A 17,191-nucleotide genomic window follows, 5' to 3' on the forward strand; every position below is an offset into this window, starting at 1 on the left:
TCAAGCTATAAAGACGCCCATTCGTCCCGGGATCCCAGCCACCATGGAAAAAACCAGCGACAACAATGGTAAACAGAAAGTCCGCTCGGCCGAGGTTGGCACCGACATCCTCAAGGCTCTGGCCGAGTTGTCGCCCTCGACTTCGCTGTCGCGCCTGGCCGAACACGTGCAGATGCCGGCGAGCAAGGTTCACCGCTATTTGCAGGCCCTGATCGCCAGCGGATTCGCCGAACAGAATGCCGCCACCAACCATTACGGCCTGGGCCGCGAAGCCTTGCGCGTAGGGTTGGCGGCACTCAACAGTATGGACGTGCTGAAAGTCGCCGCCCTGCCCTTGGCTGAACTGCGCGACGACTTGAACGAGACCTGTTTTCTGGCGGTGTGGGGCAATCAGGGCGCGACCGTGGTGCATATCGAACCGGCGGTGCGTGCAGTGACGGTGGTGACACAACTGGGCTCGGTGTTGCCATTGCTCAGTTCTTCGACGGGACTGGTGTTTGGCGCCTACTTGCCTGCCCGTGAAACCGTGGATCTGCGTGAACAGGAACTGCAAAAGGCTACTGCCCACGCCTTGGCGGATGACCAGGCCTACGCAACGATGAACGAACAGATCCGCCATCGGGGCCTGCATCATGTGCATGGACTATTGATGCCCGGAGTGGATGCCTTGTCGGCGCCGGTGTTCAACGCCATGGGCAGGATCGCGGCAGTACTGACCGTGGTCGGGCCGACCTCGCTGTTCCATGCCGATGAAAACGGCCCGGCGGCACAGCGTTTGTTAGCCGCCACCCGTGCCGTGAGCTGGCGCATGGGCTTTGAACCCGGCTCATCGACAACCTGAACGCAGCGGCGATGATCAGGCGAGCAGGATCAGGCCCAACTTCTTGCCCATCGCCACCGCTTGCGTGCGACGTTCAACCCCCAATTTGCTATGGATTCTCCGGGCATGGGTTTTCACCGTATGCAGCGAAATAAACAGCTGCTCGGCAATTTGCTGATTGGAATTACCCAGGGCAATCAGGCCGAGCACTTCCAGCTCCCGACAACTCAGCAGGTTGGCATCAAGGGCGAGCGCGGTCACCGCCTCCTCCCCTTGTAAACGACAGATCAGGTTCGGCTGGCGCAAGTTCAAATCACGCAATGCCTGTTGCCCCTGACAACGCTTGACCAACGCCAGACCGGCCTCCAGTGCTGCGTGGGCCATGTCCGGCTTCCCCGTCAGGTCCGCCACTTCGCAGATGGCCAATTGCAGCTCCGTTTCCAGCACCAGCATGGCGTGTTGTTGCGCATGTTCGAGTAACGCCCTGAGTCTATCCAGTGGATGTTGCACCAGTTGCAGTTGAGTCTCGGCCAATACCAACTGGTATTCGATACGTGCAATCAGCTGCAGCGTGGCCGGCGGTGCCTGGCGCGCGTGAGCCCCGCGGTAATGTCGCAAGACCCGGGTCAGCGCTTCCCGGGCCAACTCCGGGCGCCCTTGTTGCAGCCAGAAATGACTGCTGATTTGCAGCAACACGCCGCGATACACCGTGTCGGGGATCTGCCGTTGCTGCATCAACCGTTCAGCCTCGCGCAGGCGATCAAACGCGTGGGCATAGTCGCGTTGATTGGCCGCCAGTTGCGCCTGCCCGAGAAACCCGTACAGCACATGCTTGTCCTGACCGTGAAGACAGTCATCAAGGCCCGCCTGGAAGCACTCACCGGCCAATTCATCCTGGCCCTGGCACAAGGCCAACCGTCCACGTCGCAGGGCGATTCGTCCCAGCAGCGGCGTCGGTCGATCAGCCTGCCGTCCGAGCATTTCATGGATGTCGGCCAGCAGTTGCCCGGCTCGCCGGGGGGCACCACGCTGCTCCAGCAACTGCGCATGATCGAGTTCGAGCAAGCCTTCAAACAGCAACGAGCCTTGTGCCCGTGCCAGGCACAGGGCGTCACGATTGAAGGTCTGGGCGGCATCGAGGTCGGCGTTGAGCAGCGCTTGCTGGGTCAACCCGGACAGACACAGTAATCGTGCAGGCCACGCCTCGGCGTCCAGCCCGTCCAGCGCCTCGATAAAATGCGCCCGTGCCGCCGGCTGGCGTCCCTGCAAATGCAGCAACCACCCCTGTTGCGCCTGCCACCGTGCCAGCAATTGCCGTTGCAAGCATGCCGTCGGTTGCGGGGCAAATCGGGACAACTGCCCAATGCAGGCGGCCGCCTGCTCGAATCGCCCGGCAAACAGCAACGCCGCGGCGATCAACCCCACCCGTTGTGGCGTGCCCAGGGTCAGCTGTTCACCCAGTTGCTCGTGCAGCTCGAGTAACCAGCTGACGTTCTGTCGCTTGAACAGATGCTCAAAACTGAAGTGTTGCATCAGGCTGACCGCGACTTCGTGTTCTTGCGCCAGCAATGCCTGCTCGAAGGCGCCCTGCCAGTCTTCCTCGGCGCTGAACCATTGGCACGCGCGGCGATGCCAGGATCGCCCGGCCGAGGTCGGCTCTTCACGCATCTCCCGGGCCAGTGGCTCGAAGATCCGCAACCACTCGACGGAGTCTTCCCAGGGTTCAATGAAGCAGCCCATATCCTGCAACACCTGCAGCCACTGCGCGCCCTCCCCCGGACCGAAAAGATGCTCGCACAGGCTGGCGTTGAAGCGTGGCAGATGCACCAACACCTTCCAGACCTCGACCAACTCCGATGGCAAGGTGTTGAACAACTCGTGTTGCAGATAATCGAGCAATGTTGCCGAACGCCCCTGCTCACCCGACCACGGACAACCATTGAGCAACGCGATCCGTACGCCAGCGCACCAGCCACCGCTGCGCTGAACCATCCTTTTGGCGGTTTGTGCCGCCAGGGTCGGCTCGACATGACCGAGCAACTGTCTGACCTCGGCCTCGGTAAAGGCCAGCGTCCGGGCTTCGCACTCGTACAACTCATCATCGAGCAGCAGCCGCGGCCAGTTGCAGGGTGGTCGTCGACGGGAGCTCAGCCACCAGGTCAGCGCCGGGCTGGCGACGGCCAACAGGCGATCAAGCATCCGGTCGAGTTCCGGATTGGGTGCTCGGCTGTAATCATCGAGAAACAGCCAGGTCGGTGCCTGCAATCGGGCCAGATGCGCCAGCAGTCCGGGCTCATCCGTCGAGGGCAGACCCAGGGCTTGCGTCAGGCGCAACAAAAAATCGGCTGCACTCAACGACGCCCCCGCCAGCGGCAGCCAACAAACCCGAGTGTGCTCCGACGCCCGCAGCAGGCATTCGGTGAGCAACGCGCTCTTGCCACTACCGGCCGGTGCGCAAAGCAACTTCACCCGTGCAGTCGAGACCAGCATGGGCTCGATCAGCCGCTCGCGGGACAGGTGATGGGACGACAGTCGGGGCAGGAAGCCAGGGCGGTCCAGACAGTGCGTCATTGCAGTCATTGTGATGCGCCTTTTTTATAATTCTGGCGCCACCCTAGCCCCCTCCCGAGCGCTTGTTGAAGAAGTATTCAACACACTGATCGACTGCTATAAAAAAGGTGACCGCAAAGTCACCCTTTTGTGTAGGAGCCTGTAGGAAACCTACCTGACCCCCGTGCTACGCAAGGCTGCAGGCGTGTAGTCCCCCGCTTTCGCATCGATGTTGAATTCGAAGCTGCGCTTCTCCTCGTTCTTCATTCCCAGGGCGATATAGCGGCCGGCAATCAGGTCATACAGCGCTTCGACGGTATAGGCCGGGACCTGGTGATCGTAGTAGAACTGGGCATGCCCTTCGGCGACGCGCCAGAGCTGGCCCCGCCCGTCGTAGTGGTCGGCCAGCGCCACTTGCCAGCTGTCTTCGTCGATGTACATGTGGCGCTTGGCGTAAACGTGCCGCTCGTTCGGCTTGACCGTGGCGACGACCTCCCAGACCCGGTGCAGCTCGTAGCGGGTCAGATCCTGATTGATGTGCCCGGCCTTGATCACATCGGTGTACTTGAGGTCGGGCGAGTCGAGCTTGTAGCTGTTGTAGGGGATGTACATCTCTTTTTTGCCGATCAGTTTCCAGTCGTAGCGATCCGGTGCACCGGAAAACATATCGAAGTTGTCGGTGGTGCGCAGGCCGTCGGACGAGGTGCCGACGCCGTCATAAGCGACCTGGGGCGCACGCCGTACCCGGCGCTGGCCGGCGTTGTAGATCCAGGCCTTGCGCGGTTCCTTGACCTGGTCGAGGGTCTCGTGGACCAGCAACACGTTACCCGCCAGCCGCGCCGGCGCGGTCACTTCCTGCTTGAAGTAGTTGAGGACGTTATCGTCGCTGCCCGGTTTCAGATCGCTGAGCAACGACGGCACGGCGACTTCGTCCTTGAAGCGGATCACGGTGAAGTCGCCATTGGACTGCGGTGTCGCCTGGGTGATGGTGCGGCGCAGATTGCCGCCGTGGTAGCGAGTGACGTGGTTCCAGATCACTTCCACGCCATTCTTCGGAATCGGGAACGCGTAGTAGCGATTGCCAGTGAAATTGGCCAGACCGTTACCGTCATTGATCGGTGTTACGTTCAGCGCACTGCGCTTGGCAGACTCATAGATTTCTACCGGTAACGCCACGGTGCGATGGCTCGGGTAAACCGGAATCTTGTAGGTCTGCGGATAGCGCTTGAACATCGCGATCTGGCCGTCGGAGAGCTTGTCCTTGTACTTGTCGACGTTCGCCGCGGTGATCACGAACAGGGGCTTTTCGTTGGCGAAGGGGTCGGCCAGGAAACCTTTGCTGTCCACCGCGCCAGCGTTTTTCGGGATGCCGCCGGTCCAGGCCGGAATCGAACCATCGGCATTGCCGGCCTTCTCGGCACCGAGCGGTGTAAGACTGGAGCCAAGCTTGCCGGCTTCTTGCGGCGACACCGCGGCCATCACGTTGACGGCCAGCAGACTCAGGGCCAGAACGGTGCCCAATTGCAGAATCATCTTGCGCATTGAAATCATCCTTTTCAGCCAGATCAGAAGTTCACACCAAAGCTCAACGCCACGAAGTCACGGTCGGTGAGGACGTTGTAGTCGCCGCCGAAAAAGTCGGTGTAACTGAGGCTCGCGGTGTAGGTGTTGCGATAGTCCGCATCGACACCGAGGCTGATAGCCTTGGCGCCTTCGTTGAACAGACCGTTGGGGCCGAAGCCTGCGACGTCGTGTGACCACGAAAGGTTGGGCCTGACATTGATCCCGGCGATGAGGTTGTTGTAGTCAAGGATGGCCCGGCCGCGATATCCCCATGAAGTCGAAGTCACGAAGCCGTCGGTATCGCCGCCGAAACCATACTGGCCATACACCGAGTCGCGGCCATAACGCAGTTTGCTGCGCGACTCCAGACCACCGACCCGGACCACCGCCGCCTCACCCACCAGGGTCAGGCGATCCGCACCCGCGACCTGATCGATGAAGTGCGTCAGGGTGCTCTGGATCTGCGTCACTTCCTTGCGGCGATAACCTTTGTTGTCAGCCCCGGGTGACGTGGCGATGGGCGATGCCGCACCGCCCGCGATCGGATTGAGCATGGCCAGGGTCAGGTCATTGGTGTTGACCTGCACCGGAAGGTTGGGGCGGTAGCTGATTTCCCCGCTCCACGCGGTGCCGGTGGATAAGGTGGTGGCGAAGCTCGCGCCGTAGAGGCGGATGTCTTCCGGGTATTCGAGGTAATACTGGCCGCGACCGAGCATCACGCTTTGGGCCAGGCCCGAACCGCTACCGGGCGCGATACGGTTGGCGGTGGCAACGATCCCCGGAATGCTCGCCAGCGTACCGGGGCCGGCGGTGGTGGTCCCGACATTCGGCGAACGGCTGTGATAGTTCATAAAGTACAGGCCGTACTCGGTATCGTCCCCCAACCAGCGCAACGCCGTACCCCACTGTCCCGAATCCCGGGCATCGCGGTCACCGCCACGGGGGACGATCACCCCCTCCTTGCTGACCTCGAAGCCCTGGCCGAAGGCAGCCGCAATCGGCTGCAAGGGTGCAATGGCCGGGTTGGCCACGGTGTAACCCTTGTTGCAACCATCCGCCACCACATCGACACCAAAGAAAGTGCCGCAGTTATCGACGACCGTCTGGTCCCATTCCAGTTGATAGAAGCCTTCCACGGTCAACTTCTCCGTCAGGCCCTGGGAGGCGAACAGCATGTTGACCGGGATCAGGCCTTCCTTGATCTCGGCGCCAGGACGACGGAACGCGGACACGTCGACCGGATTGATGCTGTTGATCGAGTTGCCGATAAAGGTGCTCTCGCCCCAACTGACCACCTGCTTGCCGGCGCGGACCGTGCCCGGCAAATCGGCGAGGGAGTAATTGTGATAGACGAAAGCGTCGAGGATTTGTCCGCCTGAAGACTTGGCGCCTTCTTTGCGGTTGTGATCGCTGATGTCCTTGAATGGGCGACCTTCATCCTTGAGTTCAAAGTCGTACCAGTACTTGCCACGCACAAACGCACCGGTGTCGCCGTACTTCAGTTCGAGGTCGTGAATCCCCTTGAAGATCTTCGAAAAAGTTTCACCCTTCTTGAAATTCAATCGCCCGTCGTCGCCGGTCGAAGACTGGCCGGAACCGCCGTTGACGGCGCCTACCAGCGCGCTATCCGCATCACGCATGCCCCAGCTCGCGCCGACCGACAGCGAGGAGTCGAACGTCCCCTCGATTTCCCCGATATTGAACGAAATGGCCTGCGCCTGGGCGCAGCAACCCAAGGCGACCGCAGCCGCCAGCGCCTGTGGTGTGAAGATGGCGCGCATTGTTGTTTTTGTCATGCGTCTTCCCCGGTGAGTGACAGAAGGCCTCACCCTACTGCCGGGCATCGGGGTCGATAAGCGCACCAAGGAGGTATTCGTGGTGTACCTCTAAAGGATGACAGGCGCAGACGACGAGCAGCCGAATCCTGACTGTTGCCGGGGCTGCAACAGTGCATGTCCGTAATTGGTATTTTTCCCACGACAGCAAGGGTCTATTCTTACCTGGCAGTCACGGTAAACCACCGCAGGCACCCTGTACCGGCCTGCGTCTTGACTGAAAGATTTCAGATGAATTGAAGATTCGGTTCATCGCCCCGTGTTCACTGACGTTGATTTGTAGCTCCTGATCCAACGTCTTACTTTGGCCGCTGCGTTTGCAGCGGCCTTTTTTATAGGCGATGGTTTACCGAAAATTAGTTACGAATCAAATCGTAACTACATATTCAACATCACCATCTTGTCAGGAACACCTATACACGTTTTCATCAGCACCAAAAACACTCTAACGACTTAAGATCCTTCGCAGCAGCCTTTCACTTTGCATTGGCCGCCGACTCCAATCTTGTTCATTACGAGTATTAATATGAAACCCATTATCTATGATAAGTATCGCTCAACTGCAGGCTTCAACAGCCGCGTACGCTTTCTGGTTCTGCACTACACCGCGGCCGACTTTGCCCGCTCCGTCGAGTTATTAACCGGCCCGCAGGTCAGTTCTCACTATTTGATTCCAGACATTACCGACCCGAGTTATCTGAAAGCTGGTTACACGGAGCAGGAAGTATTCAACCTGGTAGATGAAAACGCTCGCGCCTGGCATGCAGGCGTGAGCCAGTGGGGCAGTCGCTCGTCGCTGAATGACACTTCCCTTGGCATTGAAATCGTCAACCTTGCAACGGACAATAATGGTGAGTTCTTTTTTCCGCCTTATCATCCCGAGCAGATTTCAGCGATTGAAGCGCTGGCTCTGAATATTCTGGCACGCTACCCAGATATCAACCCCACTAATGTTGTAGGTCACTCCGACATCTCGATCGGCAACAAAAGCGATCCCGGCCCGGAGTTTCCCTGGCATACACTTTACTTGAAGGGCGTTGGGGCTTGGTTTGATGAGTCGACCCGAGACAAGTATCTGATGCAATACGCAGCGTCCGGAATTCCGGCGCAGTGCGAATTATTGAGGTTATTTAAACGTTATGGCTACGATACATCCAACGCCTCAAACAAGGCTGGATTCAAAGCCCTTGTCCGCGCGTTTCAACTGCACTTTCGCCAGGATAATTACGATGGGGTAATAGACGCGCAGACCGCCGCAAACCTAGCTGCGTTGGTGCATAAATACTTCCCTGAATCACCTATGTGATCCGTCATTGAAAAACTGACAAGAGCACATTGCGTGCCCTTGTCAGTGCTGTTAAATCGAATACTTCTGCAAATTCCCCATCATTTCCTTCAGCGCTTCGATATTGTCCTTCGGATGCGCCGCGCCTTCGAAGTCGCAAATCTGCTGCCAGTGCGCCGCCACGTCTTCCGGGGAGAAACCGGCCCGTGGATCGAACCCGATGCCTAGGCTGCGCTCCCAGCGGACCTTGCCCATCCAGCCGCCGCCGACTTCAAACAGACCGGAGGTTTCCTGGCAGTTCTCGCTGGCCAGGTACACCACCAGCGGACTGACCAGTTCCGGTTTGAGCTGTTCGAAGACTTGCGGCGGGATCAGGCCTTCGGTCATGCGCGTGCCGCCGGTGGGGGCAATGGCGTTGACCAGAATGTTGTTCTTGCGGCCTTCGATGGCCAGGGTGCGGGTCAGGCCATAGAGACCGAGCTTGGCCATGCCGTAGTTGGACTGGCCGAAGTTGCCATAGATGCCCGAAGTCGACGCGGTGAAAATCACCCGGCCGTAGTTTTGCTCGCGCATGTGCGGCCAGGCGGCGCGGGTGACTTTGTAGGCACCTTCGACGTGGACGCGGTAAACCAGGTCCCAGTCGGCGTCATCCATTTTGTGGAAGGTCTTGTCACGCAGGATCCCGGCGTTGTTGACCACAACGTCGACGCGACCGAAGACGTCCAGGGCATGCTGGACCAGTTTGTCACCGTCAGTGACCGAGTCGTGGTTGGCTTCGGCAATGCCGCCGGCCTCACGGATCTGCGCGACCACACGGTCGGCAGCCGAGGCATTGGCGCCTTCGCCCTGGGCCGAGCCGCCAAGATCGTTGACCAGCACCTTGGCGCCCTGTTTGGCGAACAGCAATGCATGCGTCCGTCCCAGGCCACCACCGGCTCCGGTGATGATCACGACTTTATCTTCGAAGCGCACAGACTCATTCATGGGGGGACTCCAGCAGGCCAGGGGACAGTGAGTCCGAGTTTCAGGCACGGCGCAGTGGGTCACAATGAATACGGGGGAGGCTGAATGGTGCGCGATAAGGCTGGGGGATGATGATCGCGTCGAACAGGATGACGCGATCCCACAGAAGCAGAACAGGTTCAACGCTGCGAATCAGGAACACGCCATTTTGCGCGGCGGCGACAGCAGTTGATCGCGAAACGCCAGGTAGTGCTTGAGCACCTCGCAGGGGGCCTCGATCTGCGGGTAGTGGCCAATGTCGGGCAACACCACCGTGTCCGCATCCGGGATCAGCTCCCGATAACGCTCGACCATGTGCACGCCGGAGACCGGATCGACCCCGCCATCGATCACTCGTAGCGGCACTTCACCGCGTTGCATCGCACTCACCCAGCGGTCGCGCCAGACGCGTCGCTCCGGGATGTAGGTGATCAGTTTGTGCATGATCCGTGGCCCGCGCTGGCTTTCGACCAGGCTCCAGAAGTCATCCATCTGGCTTTCACTGGGACGGGTTTGCGGACCGAAAATCTGCCGAAAGCTTCTTACCAGACCATCACGACTGAAGGCGCGGCCAATCATCCAGCCCAAAGGGCTGAGCAAGAGCTTTTGCATCAGTACCGGGCGGTGGGTTTCCGCAAACAGCCCGCCGTTGAGAAACACGCAACTGGCCAGCTCCACCCGCGACTCGTAATGCCGGGCCAGCAGTTCCTGGGCCACGCTGTCGCCGTAATCGTGGGCGAGCAGGTGCACTGGTTGCTCGACATTCAGGTGTTCAAGCAGTGCCTGTTGCAGATCCGCTTGCTCCAGCAGGCTGTATTCGTGATTTACCGGCTTGGCCGAATCGCCGAAGCCCAGCATGTCGCAGGCGATCACGCGAAAGCGCTGGGCCAATGGCTGCCACAGGTAATGCCAGTCCCAACTGGCGGACGGAAAACCGTGAATGAGCAACAGCGGCTCCCCTTGCCCTGCTGTCCAGTAACGGATGCTCTGGCCATGGAATACGAACGTCCGGCTGCGTTTGCGCCAGACACACAGAGGGATCTCGGCGAGTTCCATTAGAGTTTATAACCCGGGTCCAGTTTATCGAGCTTGCGCAGCAGCGCCGGCCAGGCCAGCGCTCCGCCCATTCCTTGAGCACTTCGGGTGACACCCGCGATCATGGCTTTGGCGCCGGCCAGAATCTGCGGTTCGATGGCGATCAGTTCAGTGGCACCGTTTTGCGCCATGACCTGGATGTCGCAGGCACGCTGAAAGGTGAACATCATCAGGAACGTATCGGCGATGGTGCTGCCGCAGGTCAGCAGACCGTGGTTATGCAACATCAGGAAATTGTTTTCACCGAGGTCGGCCTGTAGCCGCTCTTTCTCTTCATGGTTGAGCGCCACGCCTTCGTAGGCGTGGTAGGCCAGGCTGGAAAGCACGAACAACGACTGTTGGCTGATCGGCAGAACGCCCTGCTTCTGCGCCGACACCGCAACTCCCGAAGCCGTGTGGGTATGGAGCACGCAGACGACATCGTGGCGGACTTCATGCACGGCACTGTGGATGGTGTAACCCGCCGGATTGATCTCGTAGGGACTGTCCATCAGCTTGTGGCCGGCCTGATCCACCTTGACCAGGCTTGACGCGGTGATTTCGTGAAACATCAACCCGAACGGGTTGATCAGGAAATCTTCGGTGCCGGGCACCTTGGCGGAGATATGGGTGAAGATCAGGTCATCCCAGCCATGTTGGGCGACGAGGCGATAACAGGCTGCCAGGTCGACGCGGGTCTGCCACTCGGCAGCACTGACCTGGTCTTTGACACTGGGTGGCGATTGGAAGGGAGCGACGGTCACGGCAAGAAGCCTCGGTGTTTTTATTATGGAGTGTTTCCTATGCTCACCGAGTCTAGTCAGCCCTTGTGGTTCGTGTAGTTGCATTGGCAGCCAGCTTGATGGCCCAGCGAGTCAGCCGCCCTGCTGCCCTGGATCCATGTCAAATGACCGGCGCCGGCAACGGTCTGACAGGCACCTTTCAGCGCACTGTCAGAACCCTGACCGGCATGTGGGTCGGGGCAACGCTCAGTCGCGCAGTGCGCTGATCAGGTCCGCCAGCCAAGGCTCGGCGTCCGTCTCGGGGGTCACGCTCTCGCTGGCATCCAGGCGCAGCATCGGCAGTACTTCGCGGATGCCCAGCTCACCGAACAATTCGCGCATCTGCTCGCCGCCGCCACAAAAAGTATCGCCATAGCTCGCATCACCCAGCCCGATCACCGCGCCCGGCAAACCGCGCAAGGCCGCTGGCAATTGGTCACGAATGGTCGAATACAGCGGTTGCAGGTTGTCCGGCAGCTCACCCATGCCGGTGGTCGAGGTCACCGCCAGAAAGGCTTCGGGGCCAAACGCCTGGATATCGGCGAGGGTCGCGCGCGGGTTGTGCCAGGTTTCGAAGCCGGCGGCTTCCAACAGGCTGGCGGCGTGGCGGGCAACTTCTTCGGCCGTGCCGTACACCGAGCCGGAAATGATGGCGACTTTCATCAATCTGATCCTGAATCCGAGTAAAAGACCGGGATATTAACAGCACGGTCGTGATAGTTCTTTTAGAATGCAATCGACAATCAATCAGGAAAGGATACTCCGATGATTAATGCACAACTGCTGCAAATGGTAATCAACGCCTCCAATGACGGTATCGTGATTGCCGAAAAGGAAGGCGAACAGGACAAGATCCTCATTTACGTCAACCCCGCGTTCGAACGCCTGACGGGGTACTCCAGTGAAGAAATCCTCTATCAGGATTGTCGTTTCCTGCAGTCGGGGGACCGCGATCAGCAAGCCCTGCCGTTGATTCGCGAGGCATTGAACCGCGAAGGATCCTGCCGGGAAATACTGCGCAACTACCGCAAGGACGGCACACCGTTCTGGAACGAGCTGTCCCTTTCAACGGTAAAAAATCCGGCGGACGGACAAACCTATTTTGTCGGTGTGCAGAAAGACGTCACCATACAGGTCAAGGCGCAACAGCGCGTGGCACAGCTGGAGGCGCAGTTGGCTGAACTCCAGGCCGAGCTTGCCGCGCTCAAGGCGACGAACGGCGAAAACGAAACCCGGAATTAATGGTCAGTAACTACAATCACCAATAACTTTGTAACTATACCTTTCGAGCTGGCCATGCAACGCGATGCGCTCCTGACCCAGGATGAGCTGGATTTCATCCAGACCATGCAACACAACCCGCAACTCAATGTGCGGGACGCGACGTCGAGCCTGCTCGTCAACGGCGGGTCGCAAATCCGTGACCTGCTCACCCGCCTGGCGGCCCATGAGCAGGTCACCATTCAAGCCAGCTTCGAAAACCAGCAAATGACCTTCCCCCTGCACCTGGTGGAAGACGAGTTCCATGCGCTGCATTTGCGTCTCGGCGTACCGAGCATCTATGAAGACGGGCCGATGGTCCGGCCTTGGCGCCTGGTACTGGACGAACCGGTAGCCCTGGAAAACGCCAAGGGTCAACCCGGCACCCTGTGGGTACACGAAGTGTCGTGCAAAGGGGTTTTGCTGGAAGCTCGCAACAAGACCAAACCGCCGAAGCATTTCGCCTTGTGGTTCAGTCCTTCAGGCTATGAGCGGATTGCCTTGCGCGGCACCTTCGAGAAAGAAAACGAAAAGGGCTTCTACGCCTATCAACTGAACCAGAGCGATACGGATGAAACCGAGCGTCTGCGCCAGTTCATCCTGCAACAGCATCGTTTGACTCATCCAACGCTGCATCTCTGAACTTCAAGTATCCAGAGTACCCGCCAGGAACTGCTTCAGACGCTGGCTCATGACCTCCCCTTCACTGCCCAGGCAACCGATCGATGACCCGGCCAGGCTTTCCTGTGCCAGGTCAGAAGCATCGCCGGCCAACAACAACCGACACTCCAGACTCATGGCCAGGCGATTCATGCGCCGCGGTAACTCGGGAGCTGGCACATGATTGGAAAACAGCACCAGTGCCAAGGGCTTGATCCTTTCACACATCAGCACCAGTTCCTCGAATGGCTGGCCCATGTTCAGTACGCGAACGGCCGATGGCCCGGAACTCAGGAACAGGGCGGCGACCAGCAGTTCCAGTTCCCGGCAATTGTCATCCAGGGCACAGATGACCACGCGACGCGGCTGTTTTTCGCGCATCAACAACAGACGCTGCACCACCCGGGAACGCAGAAAACCATCCAGGAACAGCCACTCGCTGGTTCCACCGAACTGGTCTTGGCGTTGCAATAATTGTTTCCAGATGGGGATCAGAATGTCCTGGAACACCACTGGCAAGGAATAACTGGAAAAGATTTGCCCGTAGACCTGCTCCAGCCGAATGTCGTCAAACCCGTTGACCGCAGCAAGCACCTGCTGCCGCCACTGCACGTAATCGGCTTCCACAAGGCTGTTGGGGATGATGTGCGACAACGTCTGGAGCGGCTCGGCCCTGGCCAGGAGCTTGCCGATCTTGCTGACGGCAACCCCACGCTCGATCCAGCCGAGGATACTTTGGACACGCTCGATATCGGACATCGAATACAGGCGATGCCCACTATCGGTGCGTGTGGGAACAATCAGGCCATATCGTCGCTCCCAGGCTCGAAGCGTGACCGGATTGACACCTGTCAGTCGCGCCACCTCGCGAATGGGGAAGAGTTCTTCCTGTTCGAGAGCGACGGCCTGCGTGGAGCCTGAAGCGACGTCTGTAATTACGGGCATCCTGTTGAAACATCTCTGTATCGTCCGAGCCTTATTCTAACGCCCCTACCCCGTAAAGTTTCCGTAAAAAATCGATACCGCGAATGAGCGGATAAACGTCACACACGCCACGGACGGAATCAGGAATAATCCTTGCTTGTTTCGAGTCGCAGCCCACCACCCCGGCGCTGTGCCTGGCGAAGTTCCTATCCGGAGCGACGCAAATGCCTTACGGAGATACACAATGTCTACCCCTCCCGTCACGCTGATGGTTGCTCGCCGCGTTGCCAATGGACGTTACCAGGACCTGATTGCCTGGCTGCGCGAAGGCGAACAACTGGCCACCGATTTTCCCGGTTATCTCGGCTCCGGTGTGCTCGCTCCACCGCCCGAGGACGACGAATTCCAGATCATTTTCCGCTTCGCCGACGAGCAGACCCTGCACGCCTGGGAGCATTCGGCCTCGCGCACTGCCTGGCTGGCACGTGGCAGCGACCTGTTCGCCAACCCGACAGAGCACCGGGTCAGCGGCATCGAGGGCTGGTTCGGCGCCGTCGGTCAACGCCCGCCGCGCTGGAAGCAGGCCGTGGCGATCTGGCTGGCGTTCTTTCCGGTCTCGCTTCTGTTCAACTTTGTGCTGGGGCCGCTGATGAGTGACATGAGCCTGCTGCCGCGGGTACTCCTCAGCACACTGTGCCTGACGCCGCTGATGGTGTATTTGTTCATTCCCCTGTCGACCCGTCTGCTGGCCGGCTGGCTGAACAGCACGCCGGTACGCCCATTGAGTGCCGAACCCTCCACTCAGAATCATTGATCCCACAGTTGTTTCCCTTGCAATAGGTAGAGCGCTCCCGTCGCTGGTATAGTTTTGCTCTCACCGCGATGCGAGCCGTTCATGACTTCTTCCGCAGCCCCTGTCCTCATTACCGGTGCCGGCCAGCGTGTCGGCCTGCACTGTGCCCGGCGATTGCTGGAAGATGGCCATCGGGTGATTTTCAGCTACCGCAGCGAGCGCCCCGGCGTACAAGCCCTGCGCGACCTGGGGGCCACTGCGGTGTTCGCGGACTTCGCCAGCGAGGCCGGGATCCTCGCCTTCATCAGCGAACTGAAAACCCACACCGACTGTCTGCGGGCGATTGTCCACAATGCCTCCGAATGGTTGGCCGAAACCCCGGAGACCGACGCCGCGGCATTCACCCGCATGTTCAGCGTGCACATGCTGGCGCCCTACCTGATCAACCTGCATTGCGCCGACCTGCTGCAACGCTCGAGCCCCGCCGACATCGTGCACATCAGCGATGACGTGACACGCAAGGGCAGCAGCAAGCATATCGGCTATTGCGCGAGCAAAGCCGGACTCGACAGCCTGACCCTGTCCTTTGCCGCCAGGTATGCGCCGGCGATCAAGGTCAACGGGATCGCGCCGGCCCTGCTACTGTTCAACCCTGAGGACGACGCGGCCTACCGTGCCAAGGCGCTGGCCAAGTCCGCGCTGGGCATTGAACCCGGCTGCGAAGTAATCTACCAGAGCCTGCGCTATCTGCTCGACAACCCTTATGTCACCGGCACCACCCTGACCGTCAACGGCGGAAGGCACATCAAATAAGTGTCCCGCGAGGATTTTCCATGACGTTATCCCTGCCCCAGAACGCCTTATCCCAGAGCTACCGAGAGATCCTCATCGGTCTCGGTGAAAACCCCGACCGCGAAGGATTGCTCGATACGCCGACGCGCGCAGCCAAAGCCATGCAGTACCTTTGCCATGGTTATGAGCAAAGTGTCGAAGAAATCGTCAATGGCGCGCTGTTTGCCTCCGACAACGATGAAATGGTGATCGTCGACAACATCGAGCTGTACTCGCTTTGCGAACACCACATCCTGCCCTTCATCGGCAAGGCGCATGTGGCTTATATTCCAACCGGCAAGGTGCTGGGACTGTCGAAGATCGCGCGGCTGGTGGACATGTTCGCCCGGCGCCTGCAGATCCAGGAAAACCTCACCCGGCAAATCGCCGACGCGGTGCAGCAAGTGACCGGCGCGGCAGGCGTCGCAGTGGTCATCGAGGCGCAGCACATGTGCATGATGATGCGCGGCGTCGAGAAACAGAATTCGACCATGAACACCTCGGTGATGCTCGGCGCCTTCCGCGAGTCGAGCAACACCCGCCAGGAGTTCCTGCAATTGATTGGACGGAGCAAGTAGCAATGCCACAACTTCAGCCAGGCATGGCACGCATCCGGGTCAAAGACCTGTGCCTGCGTACCTTCATCGGCATCAACGAGGATGAAATCCTCAACAAGCAGGATGTGCTGATTAACCTCACCATTCTGTACGCAGCCCAGCAAGCGGTACGGGACAACGACATCGATCACGCGTTGAACTACCGGACCATTACCAAGGCGATCATCGCCCATGTGGAAGGCAACCGTTTTGCGCTGCTCGAACGCCTGACCCAGGAAATTCTCGACCTGGTGATGGCCAACGCATCGGTGCTCTACGCCGAGGTCGAGGTCGACAAGCCCCACGCGCTGCGATTCGCCGAGTCGGTATCGATAACGCTCGCGGCAAGCCGCTGAGCTTCAAGCTTCAAGCCGCAAGCGGTAGACTTCAAGCCACCGCAATCCAACTTGTAGCTTCAAGCGTGCCGCTTGAAGCTGTCTCGCAGAGACCGCCATGACCGATCAACAACGCCTGGAACTCGAAGCCGCCGCCTTTCGCCGGCTGGTGGCCCACCTGGACAGCCGCAAGGATGTGCAGAACATCGACCTGATGAACCTCTCGGGTTTTTGCCGCAACTGCCTGTCCAAGTGGTACAAGGCGGCGGCCGACGACCGCCAGATCGAGGTCAGCCTCGACGAAGCCCGCGAAGTGGTTTACGGCATGCCGTACGCCGAATGGAAAGCCCAATATCAGCAAGAAGCCAGCGCCGACCAGCAAGCGGCGTTCGCCAAAGGAAAACCCAATGAGTGATTTGAACACCCTGCGCGCCAGCCTCAACAGCGGCGAACACGCCTTCGCCGACACCCTGGCCTTCATCGCCGCCGGTTACGACTATCAGCCTCAGGCCTTCAACAACGGTGGCGTGGAAAACGCGGCCGGGCAAAACGAAGGCTCGTGCAAGACCCTGGGCCTGGCGCTGCTCGAAGGCTTGAGCGATGAAGAAGCCCTGCTGGCTTTTGGCGAGCATTACCGTTCGGTAGTCGCGACTCCTGAAGGTAACGACCATGGCAATATCCGCGCCTTGATCGCCCATGGCCTGGCGGGTGTGAAGTTCGCTCAGCAACCACTGACTCGCCGCTGACTCAAATTGTAGGAGCGAGCCTGCTCGCGATGAACCTGAGAGCGCTGCGGGGCATCAGGCACCCCGTGTTATCGTTCACTACCATCGCGAGCAGGCTCGCTCCTACAGACGATCGACAGCACATCCTGACTTTTA

At 59.4% G+C, this 17,191-nt stretch carries 18 protein-coding genes; 10 read left to right on the plus strand and 8 right to left on the minus strand.

From position 1 onward, the window contains the following. Positions 1-43: 43 nt before the first annotated feature. A complete protein-coding gene (locus ACM6J5_RS28200) occupies positions 44-841 on the plus strand; it encodes an IclR family transcriptional regulator (protein WP_414929754.1) in 798 nt (265 codons plus the stop codon). Between the two features lie 15 nt (positions 842-856). Here ACM6J5_RS28200 and ACM6J5_RS28205 read toward each other — a convergent pair whose 3' ends face one another. The 3 genes from ACM6J5_RS28205 to ACM6J5_RS28215 all read right to left on the minus strand — a co-directional run bounded on the left by ACM6J5_RS28205 (position 857) and on the right by ACM6J5_RS28215 (position 6,729). Continuing rightward, entirely contained in the window at positions 857-3,400 is a 2,544-nt protein-coding gene (locus ACM6J5_RS28205; protein WP_414929755.1) for a LuxR C-terminal-related transcriptional regulator, read from the minus strand. A 141-nt stretch (positions 3,401-3,541) separates the two neighbouring features. Beyond that, positions 3,542-4,912 carry a DUF1329 domain-containing protein gene (locus ACM6J5_RS28210; protein ID WP_414929756.1) on the minus strand — a complete coding sequence of 457 codons (1,371 nt, stop codon included), beginning with the start codon at positions 4,910-4,912 and terminating at the stop codon, positions 3,542-3,544. 23 nt (positions 4,913-4,935) lie between these two features. Then, positions 4,936-6,729: a DUF1302 domain-containing protein gene (locus tag ACM6J5_RS28215; RefSeq protein ID WP_414929757.1), complete on the minus strand. Its 1,794-nt coding sequence runs from the start codon at positions 6,727-6,729 to the stop codon at positions 4,936-4,938. 565 nt (positions 6,730-7,294) lie between these two features. On the opposite strand from ACM6J5_RS28215, the gene ACM6J5_RS28220 reads away from it, so the two are divergent. Then, the gene (locus ACM6J5_RS28220) at positions 7,295-8,074 is read left to right on the plus strand and encodes an N-acetylmuramoyl-L-alanine amidase (RefSeq protein WP_150672176.1); all 780 of its coding nucleotides are present in this window, start codon (positions 7,295-7,297) and stop codon (positions 8,072-8,074) included. 51 nt (positions 8,075-8,125) lie between these two features. Here the strand turns inward: ACM6J5_RS28220 and ACM6J5_RS28225 are convergent, their stop codons facing one another. From ACM6J5_RS28225 to ACM6J5_RS28240, 4 genes are all read right to left on the minus strand, one after another. Continuing rightward, on the minus strand, positions 8,126-9,037 hold the full coding sequence (locus tag ACM6J5_RS28225; RefSeq protein ID WP_095944300.1) for an SDR family oxidoreductase: 912 nt from the start codon (positions 9,035-9,037) through the stop codon (positions 8,126-8,128). A gap of 171 nt (positions 9,038-9,208) precedes the next feature. Then, positions 9,209-10,111: an alpha/beta fold hydrolase gene (locus ACM6J5_RS28230; protein ID WP_414929758.1), complete on the minus strand. Its 903-nt coding sequence runs from the start codon at positions 10,109-10,111 to the stop codon at positions 9,209-9,211. Then, a complete protein-coding gene (locus ACM6J5_RS28235; protein WP_414929759.1) occupies positions 10,111-10,893 on the minus strand; it encodes a class II aldolase/adducin family protein in 783 nt (260 codons plus the stop codon). Before ACM6J5_RS28235 ends, ACM6J5_RS28230 begins: the two co-directional genes overlap by 1 nt. Positions 10,894-11,118: 225 nt before the next feature. Next, positions 11,119-11,574, minus strand: a complete 456-nt coding sequence (locus tag ACM6J5_RS28240) for a flavodoxin (RefSeq protein WP_414929760.1) — start codon at positions 11,572-11,574, stop codon at positions 11,119-11,121. A 102-nt stretch (positions 11,575-11,676) separates the two neighbouring features. On the opposite strand from ACM6J5_RS28240, the gene ACM6J5_RS28245 reads away from it, so the two are divergent. Both ACM6J5_RS28245 and ACM6J5_RS28250 read left to right on the plus strand, forming a co-directional pair. After that, positions 11,677-12,153 carry a PAS domain-containing protein gene (locus ACM6J5_RS28245; RefSeq protein WP_414929761.1) on the plus strand — a complete coding sequence of 159 codons (477 nt, stop codon included), beginning with the start codon at positions 11,677-11,679 and terminating at the stop codon, positions 12,151-12,153. Positions 12,154-12,207: 54 nt separating this feature from the next. Next, on the plus strand, positions 12,208-12,813 hold the full coding sequence (locus tag ACM6J5_RS28250; RefSeq protein ID WP_095944295.1) for a hypothetical protein: 606 nt from the start codon (positions 12,208-12,210) through the stop codon (positions 12,811-12,813). Between the two features lie 3 nt (positions 12,814-12,816). Here ACM6J5_RS28250 and ACM6J5_RS28255 read toward each other — a convergent pair whose 3' ends face one another. Beyond that, a complete protein-coding gene (locus tag ACM6J5_RS28255; protein ID WP_414929762.1) occupies positions 12,817-13,776 on the minus strand; it encodes a MerR family transcriptional regulator in 960 nt (319 codons plus the stop codon). A 223-nt stretch (positions 13,777-13,999) separates the two neighbouring features. Between ACM6J5_RS28255 and ACM6J5_RS28260 the strand changes: the two genes are divergently transcribed. The 6 genes from ACM6J5_RS28260 (at position 14,000) to ACM6J5_RS28285 (ending at position 17,056) form a co-directional block, all read left to right on the plus strand. Then, positions 14,000-14,569, plus strand: a complete 570-nt coding sequence (locus ACM6J5_RS28260; RefSeq protein WP_150672180.1) for an antibiotic biosynthesis monooxygenase — start codon at positions 14,000-14,002, stop codon at positions 14,567-14,569. Between the two features lie 81 nt (positions 14,570-14,650). Further along, positions 14,651-15,361 carry a dihydromonapterin reductase gene (folM, locus tag ACM6J5_RS28265; protein ID WP_095944292.1) on the plus strand — a complete coding sequence of 237 codons (711 nt, stop codon included), beginning with the start codon at positions 14,651-14,653 and terminating at the stop codon, positions 15,359-15,361. A 20-nt stretch (positions 15,362-15,381) separates the two neighbouring features. Further along, a complete protein-coding gene (gene folE, locus ACM6J5_RS28270) occupies positions 15,382-15,957 on the plus strand; it encodes a GTP cyclohydrolase I FolE (RefSeq protein ID WP_095944291.1) in 576 nt (191 codons plus the stop codon). A gap of 2 nt (positions 15,958-15,959) precedes the next feature. After that, the gene (folX, locus tag ACM6J5_RS28275) at positions 15,960-16,331 is read left to right on the plus strand and encodes a dihydroneopterin triphosphate 2'-epimerase (RefSeq protein ID WP_008046220.1); all 372 of its coding nucleotides are present in this window, start codon (positions 15,960-15,962) and stop codon (positions 16,329-16,331) included. A 97-nt stretch (positions 16,332-16,428) separates the two neighbouring features. After that, positions 16,429-16,725, plus strand: a complete 297-nt coding sequence (locus tag ACM6J5_RS28280) for a DUF1244 domain-containing protein (protein WP_046040093.1) — start codon at positions 16,429-16,431, stop codon at positions 16,723-16,725. Further along, a complete protein-coding gene (locus ACM6J5_RS28285; protein WP_150672182.1) occupies positions 16,718-17,056 on the plus strand; it encodes a HopJ type III effector protein in 339 nt (112 codons plus the stop codon). The genes ACM6J5_RS28280 and ACM6J5_RS28285 overlap by 8 nt, the downstream gene beginning before the upstream one ends. Positions 17,057-17,191: the final 135 nt, after the last annotated feature.

It is taken from the genome of Pseudomonas sp. IT-P74 (assembly GCF_949768175.1).
Lineage (GTDB): Bacteria > Pseudomonadota > Gammaproteobacteria > Pseudomonadales > Pseudomonadaceae > Aquipseudomonas.